At 68.3% G+C, this 17964-nt stretch carries 13 protein-coding genes and 1 pseudogene; 7 read left to right on the forward strand and 7 right to left on the reverse strand.

The genetic code is table 11. The features are described 5' to 3' along the window. The first annotated feature begins 184 nt into the window (after nt 1-184). Nucleotides 185-1498, forward strand: coding sequence for a cation:proton antiporter (locus P8T65_RS31870; protein WP_316728638.1), 1314 nt, complete (start codon nt 185-187; stop codon nt 1496-1498). Between the two features lie 107 nt (nt 1499-1605). On the opposite strand, the gene P8T65_RS31875 is transcribed toward P8T65_RS31870, so the two are convergent. Beyond that, nucleotides 1606-1731, reverse strand: coding sequence for a hypothetical protein (locus P8T65_RS31875; protein WP_316728639.1), 126 nt, complete (start codon nt 1729-1731; stop codon nt 1606-1608). A 388-nt stretch (nt 1732-2119) separates the two neighbouring features. Here P8T65_RS31875 and P8T65_RS31880 point away from each other — a divergent pair, with 388 nt between their 5' ends. Both P8T65_RS31880 and P8T65_RS31885 read left to right on the forward strand, forming a co-directional pair. Further along, nucleotides 2120-2353, forward strand: a complete 234-nt coding sequence (locus tag P8T65_RS31880; protein WP_316728640.1) for a type II toxin-antitoxin system VapB family antitoxin — start codon at nt 2120-2122, stop codon at nt 2351-2353. Further along, nucleotides 2350-2755 (forward strand): annotated as a pseudogene (locus P8T65_RS31885) (PIN domain nuclease). The gene P8T65_RS31880 and the pseudogene P8T65_RS31885 overlap by 4 nt, the downstream one beginning before the upstream one ends. Before the next feature lie 703 nt (nt 2756-3458). On the opposite strand, the gene P8T65_RS31890 reads toward P8T65_RS31885, so the two are convergent. Next, entirely contained in the window at nt 3459-4697 is a 1239-nt protein-coding gene (locus tag P8T65_RS31890; protein ID WP_316728641.1) for a helix-turn-helix domain-containing protein, read from the reverse strand. A 217-nt stretch (nt 4698-4914) separates the two neighbouring features. On the opposite strand from P8T65_RS31890, the gene P8T65_RS31895 reads away from it, so the two are divergent. From P8T65_RS31895 to P8T65_RS31905, 3 genes are all read left to right on the forward strand, one after another. Next, entirely contained in the window at nt 4915-6378 is a 1464-nt protein-coding gene (locus tag P8T65_RS31895) for an AMP-binding protein (RefSeq protein WP_316728642.1), read from the forward strand. Nucleotides 6379-6482: 104 nt separating this feature from the next. After that, entirely contained in the window at nt 6483-8294 is a 1812-nt protein-coding gene (locus tag P8T65_RS31900) for a DUF3556 domain-containing protein (RefSeq protein ID WP_316728643.1), read from the forward strand. A 37-nt stretch (nt 8295-8331) separates the two neighbouring features. Then, nucleotides 8332-9747, forward strand: coding sequence for an NAD(P)/FAD-dependent oxidoreductase (locus P8T65_RS31905; RefSeq protein WP_316728644.1), 1416 nt, complete (start codon nt 8332-8334; stop codon nt 9745-9747). Between the two features lie 88 nt (nt 9748-9835). Here P8T65_RS31905 and P8T65_RS31910 read toward each other — a convergent pair whose 3' ends face one another. From P8T65_RS31910 to P8T65_RS31930, 5 genes are all read right to left on the reverse strand, one after another. Then, nucleotides 9836-10249: a PIN domain nuclease gene (locus P8T65_RS31910; RefSeq protein WP_316728645.1), complete on the reverse strand. Its 414-nt coding sequence runs from the start codon at nt 10247-10249 to the stop codon at nt 9836-9838. Then, entirely contained in the window at nt 10246-10509 is a 264-nt protein-coding gene (locus P8T65_RS31915) for a type II toxin-antitoxin system VapB family antitoxin (protein ID WP_316728646.1), read from the reverse strand. The genes P8T65_RS31910 and P8T65_RS31915 overlap by 4 nt, the downstream gene beginning before the upstream one ends. Nucleotides 10510-10819: 310 nt before the next feature. Further along, on the reverse strand, nt 10820-12316 hold the full coding sequence (locus P8T65_RS31920; RefSeq protein WP_399101048.1) for a family 43 glycosylhydrolase: 1497 nt from the start codon (nt 12314-12316) through the stop codon (nt 10820-10822). A 97-nt stretch (nt 12317-12413) separates the two neighbouring features. Next, on the reverse strand, nt 12414-13844 hold the full coding sequence (locus P8T65_RS31925) for a glycoside hydrolase family 43 protein (RefSeq protein ID WP_316728647.1): 1431 nt from the start codon (nt 13842-13844) through the stop codon (nt 12414-12416). Nucleotides 13845-14107: 263 nt separating this feature from the next. Next, nucleotides 14108-15541 (reverse strand): glycoside hydrolase family 43 protein, encoded by a 1434-nt coding sequence (locus P8T65_RS31930; RefSeq protein ID WP_316731802.1) that lies wholly within the window; start codon nt 15539-15541, stop codon nt 14108-14110. Nucleotides 15542-16213: 672 nt separating this feature from the next. On the opposite strand from P8T65_RS31930, the gene P8T65_RS31935 reads away from it, so the two are divergent. Then, complete coding sequence (locus tag P8T65_RS31935; RefSeq protein ID WP_316728648.1) at nt 16214-17869, forward strand: sigma-70 family RNA polymerase sigma factor; 1656 nt, start codon at nt 16214-16216, stop codon at nt 17867-17869. Nucleotides 17870-17964: the final 95 nt, after the last annotated feature.

The raw sequence follows: 17964 nt of genomic DNA on the forward strand, positions 1-17964 counted from the left end.
GAGGCGCTGCTCGGCGGTCCGCGCCCCTGCGGACATCGGGGTCCCGCACTCAGGACAAGCGGGTGGTCAACTGCTCCGGCGCAACCGCTGCCGGCCACGCTTGTCCCATGGCTCCGGACCGAGGGTGACACCGGCCGCCGGACCGTCGACCTGCGGTGCGCGCCCCGCCAAGGAAGGGAGAATCGTGACCGTCGCCGAGGTGATGCCCCGCCTGCTGCTCGCCCTGCCGCTCGCCATCGCGGTCTGCCGTGCGGGCGGCGCGGCAGCACGCCGGCTGGGGCAGCCCCCGGTGGTGGGCGAGATCGCCGTCGGTGTCCTGATCGGCCCCTCGCTGCTCGGCGGAGAGCGGTCGGACGCGCAGAGCTACCTCCTCCCGCCCACCGTCCTGAACCACATCGAGGTCCTGGGTCAAGTAGGCCTGCTCACCTTCATGTTCCTCACCGGACTCACCCTCGACCTTCGGCACTTGCGCGGCCATGGCCGCGCGGCGGTCGCGGTCAGCCAGGCCGGCATCCTGGTGCCCCTGTTGCTGGGCGGCTCCCTCGGCCTGGCCCTGTACGGCCCACTGGCGCCCGAAGGCGTCGAGCGGAGTACCTTCACGCTGTTCGTCGCGGTCGCCATGAGCATCACCGCCTTCCCCGTACTGGCGCGGATCCTCACCGACCGCGGGCTCTACCAGTCCCCGCTGGGCAGCCTCGCCATGGCCTGTGCCGCGGTGGACGACATCACCGCGTGGTGCTTGCTGGCCCTCGTGGTCGCAGTCAGCCGCGGTGGCACACCGCTCGACTCTCTGACAGCCGCGGCGCTGGTGCTGCTGTACGCCGCGGTGATGCTGCGGCTCGTGCGGCCCCTGCTGGAGAAGGCGCTGCGGTCGCGGCCCGCACCGGTCGTCCTGGTATGGCTGTTCTGCGGCATGTGCCTTTCCTCGGTCGTCACCGACATGATCGGTGTCCACGCGCTCTTCGGCGCCTTCACGTTCGGCGTCGTCACCCCGCGCGGGTCCGAAACGGTCGAAAAGGCCGTGGGAGCACTGCGGTCGGTCGTCGTTCCGCTGCTGCTGCCACTGTTCTTCCTGGTGGCCGGTCTGCATGCCGACGTGGGAGTCCTCGCGGCGGATCCGGCACAGTGGTTGTGGCTCGGCGCAATCCTCATCGTGGCCTTGGCCGGAAAATGGGGAGGTGCCGCCGCGGCAGCCCGGCTGAGCGGGCTCCCCTGGCGCCAGGCACTGGCCCTTGGCGCGCTGATGAACTGTCGCGGCCTGACGGAACTCATCGTGCTCACCGTCGGCCTGGACCTCGGTGTCATCAGCCGGGAGCTGTTCACGATGCTGGTACTGATGGCACTGCTCACCACCGCGATCACCTCCCCGGCAGTAGCCGCCTTCGGCTACGGATCCCACCCACGCAACCGGTCCACCGGTACCACGAGCACGCCGTGTGACACTCCCGAGGAGGTCGGGGAACCGCCGTTGCCCGATGACACGATCCGGTCCGGATGACGTACGGTCACGGGGACGTCGGGGGCCCGCCTGTCCATCCCTGCCCCCTGCGGAAGGAACCCACAGCCGGCCCACCCGGACGCGGTCCGGCCGCTCTTCGTGTGCCGTCAAGTCCTGGGCGTGCGGTCCACTTCCTCGACACGCTGTTCCACGGCCACCGGCCATGGGGTGAGCTCCTCGACGAAGTTCGACGGTGAGCTGTTCCTGTAGGTGCGGGAGCGGCGGTGGTTCACGAACCGTCCTGCACCGTGCCCCTTCCGCCGACCGCCCCGGCGGCGTGCCGCGCGGTCATAGCCCCGCTGGTAACGAGGACCATGATCAAGTCCATCGGCTGCCGGAGAAGCCCTCGGTCCCACCGACACTCGACGACATGCTGTGGCCGTTGCGGGCGTACGCCCCGGCTGCGATCGGCTCAGGGCTTTCCTGAAGGTGTCCTCACAGCCCTCCTTCGGTAGGCGGTGGGGCTGGTCGCGAAGCGGGACTATGAACGCCCGGGAGAAGTGGGACGCATCCTTGTAACCGACGTGCAGCGCGATGCTGCTGACGCTCTGAGCGTCGTATCCGGCCCCAGCAGCATCGCGCGGGCGCGGTCGAGTCGCTGGTGGATGCTGGAGGTGTCCGATGTCCGTCACGCAGATTGATCTCGACGACGAGGCGCTGGCCGAGGCCATGCGGCTCATGGGCGTCACGACGAAGAAGGAGACCGTCAACGCGGCCCTGCGGGACTACGTGGCGCGGATCAAGCGGCTTGAGGCTGCGGAGAAGCTGGTCGCGCGGGGTGAGCGTGGAGAGTTCGAGCAGGCCGCGGCGGCGCATGACGCGGAGAAGCGTGCGCGACGCGAGGCCTTCGAGTGATCACGTATCTGGTGGACACCTCGGCTCTGTGGCACCTGTTTCGCACCCCAGGCGCATTGCGGCCCTGGGAGGGACACATCGCTGCCGGGGTTCCACCTCTGCGAGCCGACACGTGCCGAATTTCTCTACTCGGCGACCAGCCCGTCCCATCGGGATGAGCTCGCAGAGGAACTGGACGCGCTCTGCTTGCTCTCTCCGGTACCGAAGAACGCCTGGCGTTGGGTCGACACCGCCCAGTACAAACTGACCCAGCAAGGCCAGCATCGGGCGGCTGGGGAGATCGATCTGTTGGTGTGTGCGACAGCTGTGCACCATGGGCACACTGTTCTCCACGTGGACAACGACTTCGCGACGGTGGCCGGAGTTCTCAAGGAAGTCCAGCAGCGAGACGCACGAGTCTGATCTCCTGGAGCCAGTTCACGCTGTCGGTCTGCAGGCCTCTCGATGATCGACGCCCCAAGTCATTGCCCCAGAGCTGTGAACCTGGTCTGTCCTCTGAGCGCAGCCACCGCACCGTCCAGAGCCGTGAGTCGTGCGGCAAGGCCGACTCCGCGAGCCGGGTCGGCAGTGCCGCGCTGAACTTGAGGCCGTTCAGCGCACGCGCATCCACTGCGGGAAGGCACAGCTGACCGGCGGCCTCCGAAACGGCCTTCCTCCATTCTCCGGATGTCGCGTCCTCGCGAAGGCGGATGCACGTGTCCGTTGGCCTCTGGAGGGGATCGGCGATCGTGGTGAGTGTGGTGGCCAGGGTGGCGTTGGCCCGGTAGTCGGCCCAGGTCCACCAGCGCACGTCGGTGTCGCGTCCGCCCCTGACAACCACTGTCCCATCGGGGTGGTTGCCCGACCGGTTCGCCCCGGCCTTCGCACGGGGCTGGACAGGTGGACCTGCTTGTTTGAGGCTCTCGATTGCGCTCTCGATCTTCCGCACTTCGTCCTCGGCCCGCCCCGGCTCCTCGGCGTCGAGCCGGGCGAACGCTTGCTTGGCCTGCTCGTGCGCGCGGAGGACCTTGCTTCGGGGGCGGTCCCGGCCCCATGCGCTCGGTCGGGTAGCTGTGGGTAGCTGGATCGAGCCCCTGATCCGGCTGCCCGCCCGCTGATCGTGCGGTCATGCGCCCCGCGTGTACGTGAGCCCGAGCTGCGCGCAGGCCAGGAGCGCCACCTCGATGTCCAGGCGGTGTTCGGTGAGAGGGTGGCCGAGCATCTCCTCGGCCTTGCGCACGCGGTAGTGGACGGTGTTCTTGTGGACGTGCATCCTTGCGGCGGCGTCGGTGAAGCTGCCTCGTGCGTCGAGGAAGACCTGCACGGTTTCGCGCAGGCGGACTGTGGCCTCGTCGTCGCGCATGAGGTCACCGAGCACGCGTCCGGCCCAGGCTCTGACATCGGTGAGATGGTCGACGAGGAGCCCGGCCAGCCCGACCTGGGCATGAAGGAAGAGCGCACGACCGGGGGCGGCCCCGGTGGCGGCGACGTCGCGGGCACGCTGCGCGTCACGGAACGTCTGCCGGAATCCGTCGAGTCCGGGAGACGGGTCGCCGACGGCGACGCGGAGGGCCGGGTGTCTGCCAAGTTCCTCTTCGAGCCGGTGGACGTCGAGGACGGGCTTTCCGGCGGAGGAGATCCACGCCCAGCATGTCTGTTCGTCCGCGGAGATCGTCAGTGGGGCCTTGCCGGTGGCCGCGCCCAGTATCGCCGCGCTTGCCCGGAGCCCGGCCGCGGCCGGGGCGGATGTACCGGGCTCGGCCCAGATGATGGCGGCCAGATGCCATCCGCGCAGCGAGGTCGAGAGCATCTTCTCGGCCGAGACCAGGTCGAGCCCTTCCGTGTCGAGCACGGCGCGGACCTGAGCGGCGCGGGCGGCATCCGAGCGGGTGTCCCACCGTCTGCGTTCGTTCTCGTAGATGTCGATCAGGCCCTCGATGACCTGGTCGATGTAGCTGTTGACCAGGAGCGCGATCCGGCTGGTCGTGGCCAGCGCCTCGTCGGTGGAAAGCTCCAGGCGGCGCAGATAGGTCATGACCCACTGCACGAACATGTGTTCGCCGAGGCGGTAGGCGCGCAGCAGTGCCTCCAGCGACAGGTCGTGCTGGGCGAAACGGCGTGCGTACTCCGCGGCGGCCGGCGGCACGGTGATGTCGTCGAACGAGATGCTCAGCCTCAGCATGTCGAGGATGGCCGCCAGGTTCGACGCGGTGCTGGCGACCATGAGTCGCCGTACCGCGTCGTCGTGCCGGAACTCGGGGATGACGTGGACGAACATCGAGGTCATCTCGGTGGTGAGGCTCTCCAGATCGGCCTGGATGTACTTGGCGACATCCCGCACGGTCCCGTCCATGTCGGTGCTCATGGCTGACGGTAACCGGAAGTCCGGGGTCCGCGACAGGACTCGTCGCCATGTTCGCCTTCGTCATTCCGGCCCGCCCGGTACCCAGCACCCCGTGCCTTTGTGACGGCGGCACAAAGCCGCCCTTCCGAGCTGGGGCGACGGCCCATGGCCGGCCGGGTGCGCCGTTCCTACCTTTTCCTCACTACCTCCGTCACGGTCGACTCAACGGTGAGGAAACGTGCAGCACATCGCCGAACTGCCGGATGCCAGGGCCGCCCGGAATCCCACAGGACCCTGCATTGCGGACGATCATGAACAGCTGAACAACCGGGCATTTCTCGCTCGCGTGCGGGCCGCGACGAAATTTTTGCGCACACGAGGGATCGGTGCGGGTGACGTGGTGGCGCTGATTCTGCCTAATCGCCTGGAGCTCGTCGTCCTCATGTTCGCGGCCTGGAATCTCGGCGCCGCGGTCACACCCGTGAATCCGGGACTTACCGACGCCGAGGCACGCCATCAGATCGAGGATTCCGGAGCGAAGGCGGTGATATCCGACAACGCTTCCCGCCCTGTCGGGACGCTCGACGTGTCCGAGGTGCCGTACGCGGAGCCCGGGGACGACGCGGACCCGGCGGACGCGGTCCCGCTCACGTCCGGCTCCCTCGCCCTGATCATCTACACGAGCGGGACCACGGGCCGCCCGAAGGGCGTGATGCTCGACCATGCCAACATCGCCGCGATGTGCCGGATGATCATCGACGGTGTCGGTTTGAACGACAGCGACCACAGTCTCCTGGTCCTGCCGCTGTTCCATGTCAACGGGATCGTGGTGAGCGTGCTGTCGCCGCTGCTGGCGGGCGGGTGCACGACGATTGCCGGACGCTTCAGCGCCTCGACCTTCTTCGCCTCGGTCGAACGCGCCCGGCCCACCTATTTCTCCGCAGTGCCGGCGATCTACGCGATGCTGGTCGCGCTGGCAGACGACGTGCGGCCCGACACCTCCTCGCTGCGCCGCGCCATCTGCGGTGCGGCACCGATGCCCGCAGAGCTGATCGCCCGGTTCGAGCAGCGGTACGGAGTGCCGGTCGTCGAGGGGTACGGACTCTCCGAGGGCACCTGCGCCTCGACGCTGAACCCCCCGGCCGGCCTGCGCAAACCCGGCACGGTCGGGCTGCCACTGCCCGGACAGACGGTCGCGGTGATGGACGGCGAGCGCAACCTGCTGGACGCCGGGGCGGAGGGCGAGGTCGTGGTCCGGGGCCCGAACGTCATGCGCGGCTACCTCGGGCTGCCGGAAGAGACCGCCAGGACCGTCATCGACGGCTGGCTGCACACCGGCGACGTCGGGCGCTTCGACAGCGACGGCTATCTCGTCCTGGTCGACCGGATCAAGGACATGATCATCCGAGGCGGGGAGAACATCTACCCCAAGGAGATCGAGAACGTCCTGCACACCCATCCGGCGGTGCTGGAGGCGGCAGTGGTCGGGGCACCCGATCCGACGCTGGGCGAGGTCCCGGTCGCGCACGTCGTACTCCTGCCGGGAGCGACGCTCACCGCCGACGACCTTGTCGAACACTGCCGCGGCTCGCTGGCCCGGATCAAGGTGCCGGTGGCGGTCACTGTCACCGAGGCGCTGCCGAGGAATCCGGTGGGAAAGATCGACAAACGACGCCTCCGCGCGTCGATGTCGAACTCGTAGAAATCACCCCTCAGTTCACCCGTGCATTCTCGCGGGTGCGGTCCGGTGCGCCCGAAAAGCACCTGAGAACAGGGAATGAGAATCCGCAGGGAAAGGTGGCGGCAATGGGCTTCAAAACGGGCGACTTTCCTCCCGTCGAGCAAGATGCATTTCTGGATAAACCGCTTCGGGAGCGGCTGAAGACGCTGTCCCTGCACTGGGTGGAATACGGCTTCGGCACACCGAAGATGATTCCGGCGACCTACGTCGTCAAAGTCCTCGTCCTCTATGTCCTCTGCGGTACGGCCTTGGCGACCTGGACCTCGGGCACTGGCCCCTTCTGGGACGTCACACACTGGTGGGACGAACCGGTCGTCTACCAGAAGCTGGTGCTCTGGACGGTGTTCCTGGAAGCCGTCGGTGTCGCGGGCTCCTGGGGCCCGATCGCCGGCAAGTTCAAGCCGATGACCGGCGGGATCCTGTTCTGGGCCAGGCCGGGCACCATCCGGCTGCGGCCGTGGAAGCGGGTGCCGTTCACGCGCGGGGACCGCCGCACGGTCGGCGACGTCCTTCTCTATCTGGCCTTCCTGGGGTCCCTGCTGTCGGCCGTCCTGATGCCCGGCACTCCGAGCGCCTCGCTCACCGAGGCACTGCCACACAACACCTCCGGGCTGGTGCGCCCGGCCCTGCTGGTGGTGCCGATCGTCCTGTATGTGCTGAACGGCCTGCGGGACAAGACGATCTTCCTGGCCGCCCGGGGTGAGCAGTATCTGCCGGCGTTGCTGTTCTTCGCCGTACTGCCGTTCACCGACATGATCATCGCGGCCAAGCTGCTGATCTGCGCGGTCTGGGTCGGCGCCGGGGTGTCGAAGTTCGGGCGGCACTTCACCAATGTCGTATCACCGATGGTCTCCAACAGTCCGTGCGTCCCGGCGAAATGGGTCAAGCGGCTGCACTATCGCGACTTCCCCCGGGACATCCGCCCGTCGAAGGTCGCGACCTTCATGGCACACGTCGGCGGTTCGACCGTGGAGATCGTCACCCCGCTGGTGCTGCTGTTCTCCACGAACCACCGCCTCACGCTCGCCGCGGTGGTGCTGATGGTCGTCTTCCACTTCTTCATCGTCTCCACGTTTCCGCTGGCCGTGCCGCTGGAGTGGAACCTGCTGTTCGCCTACCTCACCGTCTTCCTGTTCCTCGGTTTCCCGGCCCTGGACGGCTACGGCGTCGGCGACATGTCCTCTCCTTGGCTGGCCGCCGCCCTCGCAGCCGGACTGCTGTTCTTCCCGGTCCTCGGCAACCTGCGCCCCGACCTGGTGTCGTTCCTGCCTTCGATGCGGCAGTACGCGGGCAACTGGGCCTCCGCACTGTGGGTATTCGCGCCCGGCGCGGAGGAGAAGCTGAACTCGCTGCCGCACCGCCCGACGAAAAACCAGGTCGACCAGCTCCAGGCGATGGGGTACCCACCGGCCGTCGCCGAGATCACCATGCAGCAGACGATCGCCTGGCGATCCATGCACAGCCAGGGCCGTGGCCTGTTCTCGGTGCTGCTGAAGAACCTCCCCGATCTCGACCGACGGACCGTGCGCGAGGCGGAGTTCGGCTGCAACTCGCTGATCGGATTCAACTTCGGCGACGGCCATCTGCACAACATCGACCTCATCGACGCCGTGCAGGCCCGGATCGGATTCGCTCCCGGAGAGTGGATCGTCGTCTGGGTCGAGTCACAGCCCATCCACCGCGGAACTCAGAGCTATCAGGTGATCGACGCCGCCCTCGGTGTGATCGAGCGGGGCACATGGAAGGTCGCCGACGCGGTGAAGGAACAACCATGGCTGCCGAACGGCCCGATCCCGCTGAACGTCACCTTCACCCGCGAAGAGACGCCCACGGCATCGGCGGCATGCACTCGTGTCACGGAGGGACTGGCACCGTAGGGCAAGGACAGAACACCTTCCGGAAAGGCAGAGCCACATGAGCACAGCGACCGTGGTGGGCGCCGGACCCAACGGTCTGGCCGCGGCCGTCGTCCTGGCCCGGGCAGGCGTACAGGTCACGGTGCTGGAGGCGGCCGACCAGATCGGCGGCGGCACCCGCTCCGGTGAGGCGATCGTGCCCGGTCTGCTGCACGACCACTGCTCGGCCGTCCACCCCATGGCCGTCGGCTCGTCGTTCCTGAACGAGCTCGGCCTCGACCACTACGGGTTGCGGTGGGCGTGGCCGGAGATCGACTGCGTACATCCGCAGGACGGCGGCTCGGCCGGGGTGCTGCACCGTTCGGTGACCGAGACCGCCGCCGGTCTCGGCGCCGACGGACGGGCCTGGCGCCGACTGTTCGAGGGGCCCTCAGAGGCGTACGACGCCCTCGCCGACGACATCATGGGCCCGCTCATGCGCCTTCCCCGGCATCCTGTCCGCCTCGCCCGCTTCGGCATACCGGCACTCGCCCCCGCGTCGCTGCTGGCGAAGGCCTTCAGGACCGAAGAGGCCAGGGCACTGTGGGGCGGAGTCGCCGCGCACGCTTTCCACCCACTGGAGCGGCCGCTCAGCGCGAGCATCGGGCTGGGCATCCTCACCGCGGGCCACTGCCACGGCTGGGCGGTGGCCGAGGGAGGCTCACGCCGCATCACCGACGCCATGGCGGCACTTCTGCTCGACCTCGGCGGGAAGATCGAGACGGGGGTACGCGTGCGGTCGGTCGCCCAGCTTCCGCCCGCGGACGCGACCGTATGGGACGTGGCGCCCACGGCCCTGGCAGACATCCTCGGCGAACTGCTGCCGACACGGATCGCCCGCGCCTACCGGCGCTACCGCCACGGCCCGGGCGCGTTCAAGGTCGACTTCGCCGTCGAGGGCGGAGTCCCGTGGCAGGCCGAGTCGGCGCGGCGGGCCGGGACCGTGCACGTCGGCGGCACGTACGCCGAGATCGCGGCCACCGAGCGGGCGATCCATGCCGGACGGATGCCCGAGAGGCCGTTCGTCCTGGTCGGGCAGCAGTACCTGGCCGACCCGTCGCGGTCCGTCGGCGACGTCCACCCCGTGTGGTCCTACGCCCATGTCCCGAACGGCTACACCGGTGACGCGACCGCGGCGATCATCGCGCAGATCGAGCGATTCGCACCCGGCTTCCGCGACCGGATCATCGGCACCGCGGTACGCACCACGCCCGGCTTCGCCGAGTACAACCCCAACTACGTCGGCGGCGACATCATGACCGGTGCCAAAGACATCCCCCAGCTCGTACTCGGCCCACGCCCCACGCTGCAGCCCTACGACACCGGGGTCCCCGGCCACTACCTGTGTTCCGCGGCCACCCCACCCGGCCCCGGCGCACACGGAATGTGCGGCGCCCATGCCGCCGAACGAGCACTGCGCCACCTGGGTGGTTGATCAGCGACGCCCCTTGTGTCGACGAGTACCTGCTGGGTAGCCGGCATCCGCGCCATCGAGGTTGGCTGACCTGCATAGCGGGCGGGCTCTACTGTCTGAGGTCGATCGTGCGGACCGGCTGCCCTGTCGTGCGGGCGATGGTTTCGAAGTCGCGGTCGTAGTGGAGCAGGGTGAGTCTCGCCTCTTCCGCGGCGGCGGCCACCAGGAGATCGATGGGGCCTGCGCTGTGGTGCTCCCCTTTGGCAGTCAGTTGTTCCTGGACGATTCGGGAGCGGCGGTAGACGCCGTCGGGCATGGGGCACCAGGCATAGTGGGCGTCGAGCGCCGCCTTCAAGCGGGCGCGGTCCGCCGCCGAACGGGCCGAGTACAGGACTTCCAGCTCGGTCAGGTCGCAGATCGCGACGAGGCCCGCGCCGATCCTGTCGTCCCATTCGGCCGTGTTCTGGCGGAGCAGGACGCGGGCGAGGGCGGAGGTGTCGATGAGGTAGTCGGCGATGGTCACTCGTCCGCTCCGCCGTCGCGGTTGTCGGTTGCCGAGCCCGCGCTCGTGGGGCGGTAGGCGCGCTTGTCCAGCAGCAGATCCATGTCCAGGGCGCCGTCGGCCGCCAGTTCGCGGGCCTCTTCGAGTGCGCGCAGGCGCCGGTAGCGGGCCGTGACCTCCCGCAGAGCGGTGTTGATGGTGTCGCGCTTGGTGGTGGTGCCGAGTTCCTTGGCTGCTTCCTCCAGCGCCTCGTCGTCGAGATCGATGACCGTGCGACTCATGATGCCCTCCTCCGCCCGACGACCGTGTATATCGCGATACCGGATCGTTTATATATCGGCTAGGTCCGAGCCGGGGAACCGCTTCTTCTGCCCGCGCATGCGGTGGGGCAGAGCAGATGCTTTCTTTTCCGTCACCCGACGGCTGCCGGCGACCTCTGCCGGGCCGGCCGATGGATGGGGCCGATGATCCGGGACAGAGGCAGCACGGCGTCTGCGATGATCCTTGCTCGGTGTCGCCGCCGGTCTCTTCGGCGTGTACGGCCGTCCTCGGCAGGTCGGTAGATCGAGATCCAGTGGACGCTGACGGCGGTCAGGTGGTCGGCACCAGCCGCCACTGCTGGCAGTTGTTGTTCAGCCAGGTCCACTGGCGTACGTCGGTTCCGTCGGCGGTGCCGCAGTTGGCGACGTCGGCGACCTTGCCGCTGTTCTCGTTCACTATCCGTACGTAGTCACCTGTGGCCGTGTACACCAGGCGGAACTTCTGGCAGTTGTTGTTCAGCCAGGACCACTGCCGGATGTCCGTGCCGTCGGCCGTGCCGCAGTTCGCGGTGTCCATGACCTTGCCGGTCGCGACGTTCACCAGCCGGTTGGTGTCGTTGCCCAGGTCCTCGATCCGCCACTTCTGGTTGGCGCCGCCGTTGCAGGTCCACTGGAGGATGTTGGTGCCGTCGGCGGTGTTGCCGCCCGAGACGTCCAGGCACTTGCCGCTGTTGCGGTTCACAAGCGTGTACGCGGTCGGTGTGGCCCCCGTCTCCCCGGAGGGGCCCGCCGACGTCGTACCGAGCGCCACCGGCGTGCCGAGGTTGGGCGTACCGTCCGCGTTCCAGGTGAACTTCTGGGCCCTGGTCGTGCGTTCGTTGCCGCAGCGGTCGGTGGTGGAGTCGTTGGCGTGGTAGACGATCCAGTTCTCGGTGCCGTCGGGCGAGGTGAAGAATCCGTTGTGCCCGGGGCCGTAGACGTCGACCGCGTCATTGCGGCTGAAGACCGGTGTCGGTTTCTTCGTCCACGCGGCGGGGTTCAGGGGGTCGGCACCGGTCAGTTCCAGCTGGCCGAGCTGGTAGTTGGGGGTGTCGCAGCCGCTCGCGGAGTAGATGAGGAAGATGCGGCCGTCACGCTGCAGAGCTTCCGGGCCTTCGTTGATGGCTGCCCCCATGGATTCCCAGCTGAGGGTCGGCGTGGAGATGACACTCCAGTTCCCGCTGACGGTGTACGGGTTGGTCATCGGGGCGATGACCAGGCTGGGTGGCGTGCTGCTGTTCGTTCTTCCGCTGCCGACCATGTACGTCCGACCGTTCACCTGCAGGACGCTCGCGTCGATCAGCCAGTTGGTCGGGTAGAGGTTGGGGCCGGTGATCATGGACTTGTACGTGTAGGGGCCCATCGGGTCCGTTCCCGCGCTCTCCAGGACATGCGTGCGCTGCGTGCCGCTCGCCCCGCAGCACGGAGTGCCGCTCTGCCCGGCGCTGTAGTACAGGTACCAGTGGCCGTCGGAGAAGTGGATCTCCGGGGCCCAGATGTTGGAGTTGCGGGTGGGGGTGGTGTCCGACCAGATCTGCACGCTGGGAGCGGTGGCGAGGCCGGCGAGGGTGGGCGACTTGCGCATGCCCAGGACGCCGGTGAACGTCGTCGTGACGAGGTAGTAGTTGCCGTCGTAGTACTCCAGCCAGGGATCGGCGCCCTTCACCGACTTGAGCGGGTTCGTGTAGGGGCGGCCGTCCACCGCGGAGGCGGGGCCCTGTGCGCAGGCCAGCGCCGTGAGCAGGGCCACGGCCCCGGTCAACCACAACCTGAGATGGCGGAGGATCACGGTACTTCCTTCCCGGGTTTCATGCGGAGGGCACGGGAGCAAAGGAAGGGGATGCCGGCGCCTCAAGGAGAGCGCCGGCATCCCTGTCGAGGTCGGGTCAGTTCGTCACACGGAAGGTGGCGTCGGCGCGTCCTGTCGCGGTGGTGATCGGGTCGAGCTTCAGTTGGTAGGCGTAGTGGCGGATGTAGCGGTCGGGGTGGTTGTAGGACTGGAAGGAGGACCAGGTGGAGTCGGCGAGGCCGGCGACCTGGTTGAAGGTGGCGTCGGCGGCGAACTGGGCGGTGCCGTCGTTGCGGACCAGCTGGAAGTCGTAGTTGGAGTGCCGCAGGAAGTACCCGCGGTAGTTCACCGACTCGAAGGAGACGGTGCCGGAGCCCGCCAGTCCGGGCCTGATCCGGAACTGGGCGTCGGGGCCGGTGATGTTCTGGTCGATGCGCACGTCGAAGCCGGCGTGCCGCACGTACCGGTCCTGGAAGTTGAACGACTGCAGCCGCTTGGCCGGGATGTCGGTCCAGCGGGCGAGCACGCGGGACTCCTCGGCGGCCGTGAGGTTCAGGATCGAGCCGTGGCGCTTCTTGTTGACGCCCAGGTTGTAGGTTCCCGACGCCGGAATCTGGTAGGTGCTGGGGGCGGAGGGGCTGGTCGTCGTGACCGGCATGTAACCGCGTCCGGAGGAGTACTGGTCGAGGTAGAGCGCCCACTCGTTGCGGTCGCGGAACTTCATCCACATCGGGCCCTCGACCTGGGCGCCGGTCAGGCCGATGCCGGAGAGGTTGCCGAGGTTGGTCCACGTCCCCAGGATCGAGTTGCTTCCTTCGAGGGTGATCTGGCCGTCGCCGGAGGCCCGCACGTAGCGGTAGTTGCCGACGCCGGCCGGCATCTCGACGATCTGGGTGTCGATGATCTCCTGCATGCCGGGCCGCTCGATGTAGGTCTGCGGGGTGGTGATGGTGCGGAAGTCGCTGGTGTGGGCGTAGTAGATGCGATGCTTCTTCACGCCGTCGACGGGCTTGTTCGTCGCCCAGTACAGGACGTAGTTGTTGGTGGCCGGGTCCCACTGCGCTTCCGCGGCCCAGGCGTTGCGTCCGTCGGGGATCGCGCCGGCGACGTTGAGCAGCCACGGCTCCGACCAGTTGATCAGGTCCGTGGACTCCCACACCACGAGGTTGCGGCTGCCGTTGTACACGGCGGCCTCCCAGTTCTGCCCGCAGCTGATGCACAGGTCGGTCGCGATGATCCAGTACTTGTCACCGTTCGGGGACCGCACCAGTGCGGGGTCGCGCACCCCCTTCGTGCCGACCGTGGAGCGGAGGGCTATGCCGCCGCCGTTGAGATCGGTCCAGTTCAGGCCGTCCGTGCTGTATGAGAAGTAGATCTGCTGGCCGTTGGAGCCTTCCCCGATGAAGTGTGTCATCAGGTAGCCGGGGTCGGCGGCGGCGGCCCGCTCGGGTGCGGCCAGCGCCTGTGAGGTGAAGAGCAGGCAGGCGGCGACCAGTATCGCCGCCAGCCGGGAGAGAAGTATGCGCATGTGCGAAACCTGTCCTTCTGCGGGTGCCTCGATTTGCGTGGCGAGGGCTGATGCGTCTCGTTCTTGAGAGCTTGAGGTTTGTCGCTGGTGCTCGGGTGCTCTGGCCGCGGTTGGGCCGGATCGTCGGCCCGTCGCCTGGCAGAGCCCCGCTTCGTGCTCGGGTGGCGGCCGTGTGCGGGGCTCGCCCTGGCGGTCGCCACCGACTCGGCCTGCGCCAGGGCGATGCCGCACCGCGGGATGCGGCATCCCTGTTGGTTCCAGGATCAGTTCGTCACGCGGAAGGTGGCGTCGCCGCGTGCTGTCGCGGTGGTGATCGGGTCGAGCTTCAGTTGGTAGGCGTAGTGGCGGATGTAGCGGTCGGGGTGGTTGTAGGACTGGAAGGAGGACCAGGTGGAGTCGGCGAGGCCGGCGACCTGGTTGAAGGTGGCGTCGGCGGCGAACTGGGCGGTGCCGTCGTTGCGGACCAGCTGGAAGTCGTAGTTGGAGTGCCGCAGGAAGTAGCCGGGGAAGTTCACCGACTCGAAGGAGACGGTGCCGGAGCCCGTCAGGCCGGGCCTGATCCGGAACTGGGAGTCCGGGCTGGTGCTGACGTTCTGGTCGATGCGGACGTCGTAGTTGGCGTGGCGCACGTAGCGGTCCTGGAAGTTGTACGACTGGAGCCGCTTGGCCGGGGTGCTGGGCCAGCGGGCGAGCACGCGGCTCTCCTCGGCGGCCGTGAGGTTCAGGATCGAGCCGTGGCGCTTCTTGTTGACGCCCAGGTTGTAGCTGCCCGACGCCGGGAGCTCGTAGGTGCCGACGGCGGAGGGGTCGGCCGTTGTGACCGGCATGTATCCGCCGCGGGAGGCGTACTGGTCGAGGTAGAGGGTCCACTCGTTGCGGTCGCGGAACTTCATCCACATCGGGCCCTCGACCTGGGCGCCGGTCAGGCCGATGCCGGAGAGGTTGCCGAGGTGCGTCCAGGTCCCGAGGATCGAGTTGCTTCCTTCGAGGGTGATCTGGCCGTCGCCGGAGGCGCGTACGTAGCGGTAGTTGCCGACGCCGGCCGGCATCTCGACGATCTGGGTGTCGATGAGTTCCTGGGTGCCGGGGCGGTCGATGTAGGTCTGCGGGGTGGTGATGGTGCGGAAGTCGCTGGTGCGGGCGTAGAAGATGCGGTGCTTCGTCTTGCCGTCGAGGGGCACGTTCGTCGCCCAGTACAGGACGTAGTCGTTGGTGGCGGGGTTCCAGATCGCCTCCGGTGCCCAGGCGTTGCGCCCGTCGGGGATCGCGCCGGCGACGTTCAGCAGCCACGGCTGCGACCAGTTGACCAGATCCGTCGACTCCCAGACGACGATGCTGCGGCTGCCGTTGTTGATGGAGCCGTCCACGGTCGAGCCGCAGCCCCAGCACAGGTCGGTCGCGATGATCCAGTACTTGTCACCGGCCGGGGAGCGGACCAGTGCGGGGTCACGCACCCCGCGCGTGCCGACCGTGGAGCGCAGGATCGACGCTCCGTCGTTGAGGTCGTTCCAGTGCAGGCCGTCCGTACTGTGCGAGAGGTACATCTGCTGACCGGTCGACCCCTCCCCGGTGAAGTGCAGCATCAGATAGCCAGGGTCGGCAGCGGCCGCCCGCTGAGGTGTGGCCAGGGATTGGGAGGTGAAGAAGAGGCCGACGGCGACGAATATCGCCGCGAGCCGGGTGAGCAGCCTTGACATGTGCATGCCTGTCTATCTACGGGTGCCGGGACGGGGGTGGAAACGGGGTGCGCACTGAGCCGGTGACAGCCGTCGGTCTCGACCCGCGCAACCTGCTGGTCGTGCCGAAAGGGGCAGGGGTACTGAGCTGATGCCTGTGGCGGCGGAACTGTCGAGGGGGTTCGGGAGCGCGGTAGTGGCTGCCTGCGCGACTGGAGCGGCCGCCCCCGTCCCGGCCGTCGCGCCGCCGGCGAGGGCGGCGAGCGCTGTCGCCGTGGCGAACGGCCGGCGGACGATCTGTTCCACGCCGACAGCGGCGGGAGCAATGCTCATGACAGAGACATCCTTGTTCCATGTCGCGGAGCGAAAGCGGAGGCAAGCCGAAAAGGTCCGGCGAACAGGCGCTTTGTTCGATATGCCGGACATCGTTCGTCAATTCGGCCAAAAGTTAGAGCGGGGTAAATGCGGGTGTCAAGAGGGGTGAAGCAGTAGAAGCAGCGTTGCCTCCCTCTGTCCTCGGTGCGGGGTCGTACGTACAGGAGACGCGCCGGCGCGTCGCGCATAACGGAAAACGCGGCACGGACCAAGGCGCGGGGCGGCACCTGATAAGCGGTCCACGCGAATCCTCGGATTGACTCCTGGCACACTGTCGCCCTCGACACATCGGCAAGGCGACGGGACGGGTGGGGCGAGGTGCGCTCGCAGGACACGCAAGAACGGCCGGACGTCGCCGTCGTCGTGGCGGCGCGGGCCGGGGACCGGCAGGCCTCGGAACAGCTGATACGGGACTGTCTGCCGTTGGTGTACAACATCGTCGGGCGGGCGCTGGACGGGCACAGTGACGTCGACGACGTGGTCCAGGAGACGATGGTGCGGGTCCTGGACGGGTTGCCCGGACTGGAGCAACCGGATCGGTTCCGGTCCTGGCTCGTCGCCATCACCGTGCGACAGATCCGTGACCGGTGGCGCAGAGGGCGCACCTGGCTCACTGCGGAACCTCTGGAAGAGAGCGCCCACGAAACATGCGTGCACGCCGACTTCTCCGACCTGGCGATTCTTCGGCTCGCGCTGTCGGGCCAGCGGCGTGAAGCGGTGGAGGCGGCCCGCTGGCTGGAGGACGAGGAACGCGAGGTGCTCGCGCTGTGGTGGATGGAGAGCGCCGGTGAGCTGACCCGCGGTGAGCTCTCGGCGGCCTGCGGCCTCACACCGCAGCACGCGGCGGTCCGAATCCAGCGGGTCAAGGAGCGGCTGGAGACGGCGCGCACCGTCGTACGAGCCGTGACGGCCTCGCCGTGCTGTCCGGTCCTGGCCGTCGTGCTCGCCTCGTGGGACGGGCGGCCGTCCGGGCTGTGGCGCAAGCGGTTGGCACGCCATGTCCGCGACTGTCCGCAGTGCCTGTTGAGCTCGTCCGACCTGATACCGGCGGAGGGGCTGCTGGCCGGCCTCGCGCTGGTGCCGGTGCCGGTCGGCCTGGCCGGCCTGGTGCTGGCCAGGGCGCTGGGGGCGGAATCGGTCGGGGCGACCGTCGGCGCAAGCGCAAGCGCAAGCGCAAGCGCAAGCGCGGGCGCGGGCTCGGGCTCGGGGGTGGGCACTGGCGCGGGCTCGGGCGCGCGTACGGCGAGCGGTGCTAGCCGTGCGGCGCGGACGATCGGGAGGCTGGCCGCCAAGCCCGCAGCTACGGCAGCTGCAGGTGCCGTCACGCTCGCGGCTGCCGCAGCGGCCTGGTACACCATCACGGGATCACACGAGACGGCCCCACGGCCCGCCGTCGCGGCCCCGCTGTCGCCCGCCGTCTCGTCCGTGCCGCCGTCCCCGAGAGCGTCCGCCTCACCCACACCGACCCCGACGCCGAAATCGACCCCGACGCCGAAATCGACACCGACGGCAGCCCCGGCGACGACGGCTGAGGCGCGGTTTTCGGGGCAGCATGCCCTGCGGTCGGTCGACAACCCCGGCGACTACGTGAGTCAGTCCGGCCGACTCGGCATCCTGGCCCCGGTCGGCGCCACCAGTTCCGCGGCCACCCGGCAGGCGGCCGTCTTCACCTTCGTTCCTGGCCTGGCTGACCCCCGCTGCTACTCGCTCAGGGACATCACGGGCCGGTATCTGCGGCACTACGCCTTCCGTATCCGGCTGGACACCGACGACGGATCCGCCATCTTCCGGAAGGACGCCACCTTCTGCCCCCGTTCCGGTTCCACGGCCGGTTCGATCTCCCTGGAGTCGTACAACTACCCCGGCCGCTACCTCCGCCACCGGGACAACCTCCAGCTGTGGCTCGACCAGTCGCAGAACACGGCCGCGTACCGGGCCAGCCGCTCCTTCGTCGTCGTGGCGCCCTGGGCCTGACGCTGAACGGCCTTGCCCCTGAAAGGAGTTGTTCGACATGCCGGACGTTGTTCGTAAGTATTGACGTTGACTCGCGGTTCACTTCAAACTCACGC

The sequence above is a fragment of the Streptomyces sp. 11x1 genome (assembly GCF_032598905.1).
Taxonomy (GTDB): Bacteria; Actinomycetota; Actinomycetes; order Streptomycetales; family Streptomycetaceae; genus Streptomyces.